This window comes from Brachyspira sp., assembly GCF_050873525.1.
GTDB lineage: Bacteria > Spirochaetota > Brachyspiria > Brachyspirales > Brachyspiraceae > Brachyspira.
In genome coordinates this window covers 1-2,538 of record NZ_JBNMIZ010000290.1, presented here as the reverse complement: position 1 = coordinate 2,538, position 2,538 = coordinate 1, and the positions used below count along the sequence as shown (strand labels likewise).

The window sequence follows — 2,538 nt, the reverse complement described above, 5'->3', positions numbered from 1 at the left end:
ATATAAATTATACAACGCAATTTATTATAAAATTTTATTTAAAATTATTTTCCGCTATAAATCGATTCAATATCTTCTTCCAATAATTTTATTAATTTTTCCATAAATTCGTATAATTTATTCTCTTCTTCTGGAAATTTAAATTTTTTACTCCATCTACCATAATGAATATAAAATCCTTCAAATAAATTATGTTTTTCAAGCCAAGCTTTTATATCTTTGTTATCTTGTTCAAGTTTATCTTGCATTTCCTCTCTTGAAAATAACTGTAAACCACTATATTGATAATCTTCAGTATAAATATCTATTTCGTATTTTATTCCTCTTTTTTCGCTATAAAATTCTCTCCAAAAACATTGATTATTATAGTTTCCTTCAAATCTTTCAACTAAATTATTTATGCGAGCTATTGATAAATTCTTATACATTTCGCCTATGTAATTAATCTTTTTAAATATATCCTTATCGGTTTTATATTTTTCCATAACCTCTTTAAAAAAATTTAATTCTACTTCTGACATATCGCCTGCCCCCGTTCTTTTTAATATTTCTATATAATGATTAATAAAAAATAATTTATGAATATTTTCGCTATCCAAATTATTTTTTGTTTTTTCCAAATCTTCTTTTAATTTATCTCTCGATTTTTCCAAACAAGATACTAAATCATTTTCGTTTCCGTCAAAACCTATTATTTTTTTATATATATTTTCAATTTCTTTTTTAATTTTTTCGTCTTTCCCAAATGTTTGACTGTCGGGCTTTTTATCTTTTGAAGGACTTATATAAACTATTTTTTCAACTACTTTTTTATATTCGTCTTTAACTTCTTTATAATATCTCGCCAGCTGCTCGTTTTGGTCGTGCGCCCAGTTAATTTTATTTTCTACGATTATGGCTTTATTTTCTGATTTAATTAAAATATCAATTTTAGCTTCTTCGTTTGTTATTTCGGCGTTCGAATATTCTTCTTTATTTTTAATTTCAATCAAATCCAAAAAATCGTTAAAAAAATCTTCGCAGTTTTCAAAAAGGAATTTTAAAATTTCGGAGTGGAGATTTTCTCTTTTCCATTTATCCGTTATAATATCGAATATATTGAATTTTAATTTATTTCCCTGTTTATCTAAAATTTCTTTATATCTTTTTATATTTTCTTCTTCAAAATTAGAAATTAAATTTATAACTTCTTTATTATAATTATTCATAGAAGAATAAAGATTATCAATTACATTAATCAAATCTTTCGGATTAGGATTAAAAATTTTCTCGTTCATATTTTATCATTATATAGAATATATTAAATTAGTCAATCTATATTAATTATTTCTTTTTATCAATCGTTCGTTTTAAAATTTATTCATGTTTTTATGCATGATTTTAATATTCTTTCTCCATTCTTCTACCAAAGATTTTGGATGCAAAGGAATCGCGTTAGCGCCTTGCGACAAAACGAATCTTAAAATTTCGTAAATCTGTCCGCTTGAAAAAGTCGCCATAACCGAACCGTCTTTTCTAGTTTCTATTTTCTGGTCTTCTGCAAATTTTCGCTCGGAGATATAGGCGGCGGATTCGTTATAAAAAATAATTTTGCATTTCTTTTTTTCTTCGCCTTTGAAAACTCCGAAAGAAATTTCTTTATCGTCTAAATATTTATAATCTTTCGGCATTTCAAAAGTTTCGTCCGCAAGTTTAATCGATGTTATTCTATGAAGGCAGTATAAACTAACGGAATTTTGTCTTTTGGAATATCCAGCAAAATACCAAACGCCCGCTTTTGAAACGATTTGATAAGGAGCGATATAATAGCCATGTCCTTCCGTTTTTCTCCAAGCGCCTTTATAAGAAAATTCTATATAACGATTTTCTCTTATCGCTTTCATTAAAATATTCCAAACTTCTTCGGAAAAATCAGGCGAATATTCTTCAAGAAAAATTATTCTCTTTTCAAGATTTTTATCTTTCGATTTTTCAACCAGCCTATTAAAATAATCGAAAATATTTTTAACGGTTTTATAAATCGGAGTTCCTCTATATTGATAAAGAAGTTTTATCGCAATCGAACCCGATAATATTTCCTCTTCGTTCGTAAATAAAAAAGGAAGCCTAAAAGTTTTGTCGGAATAATAATATCCTTTTTTGTTTTTGTCGTATTCTATCGGAGCGTTAAGAATGTCTCGCATATATTCTATGTCTCTTTTAATAGTTATCACGCTTACGCCTTCGTATTCTCTTGCGATTCTTGGAGCGGACGGAAAATTATTCTCCGCAATCATTTTGTCTATAAAAAGAATTCTCGCATACGGAAGATTTTGAGCTTTTTTAATAATATTATTTTTTTTATTTTCATTTTTCATGGATTTAATTATATATCAATTTTGAAATGATACAATGAATAAAAAATTAATTTATTTTAATAATTTATATAATTCTATAAATTTAATGGCTATATCTTCAGGTCTGTCATTATTAATATCAATCTTTTTAGTATAGCAATTATATTTTTCTTTTATGTCATTAATAAATTCTGTGTTCTTT

Annotated in this window: 2 protein-coding genes; both read right to left on the bottom strand. The window is 26.0% G+C overall.

Going from position 1 to position 2,538, the window contains the following annotated elements; genetic code table 11:
- Positions 1-44 precede the first annotated feature (44 nt).
- Complete coding sequence (locus tag ACR0QS_RS12655; protein WP_432633812.1) at positions 45-1,277, bottom strand: PD-(D/E)XK nuclease family protein; 1,233 nt, start codon at positions 1,275-1,277, stop codon at positions 45-47.
- Positions 1,278-1,349: 72 nt separating this feature from the next.
- Positions 1,350-2,357, bottom strand: a complete 1,008-nt coding sequence (locus ACR0QS_RS12650; protein WP_432633811.1) for a helix-turn-helix transcriptional regulator — start codon at positions 2,355-2,357, stop codon at positions 1,350-1,352.
- Positions 2,358-2,538: the final 181 nt, after the last annotated feature.

Bases quoted from the DNA above. Each gene is read 5' to 3' on its own strand.
- ACR0QS_RS12655 (WP_432633812.1), bottom strand. From the start codon at position 1,277: ATGAACGAGAAAATTTTTAATCCTAATCCGAAAGATTTGATTAATGTA.
- ACR0QS_RS12650 (WP_432633811.1), bottom strand. From the start codon at position 2,357: ATGAAAAATGAAAATAAAAAAAATAATATTATTAAAAAAGCTCAAAAT.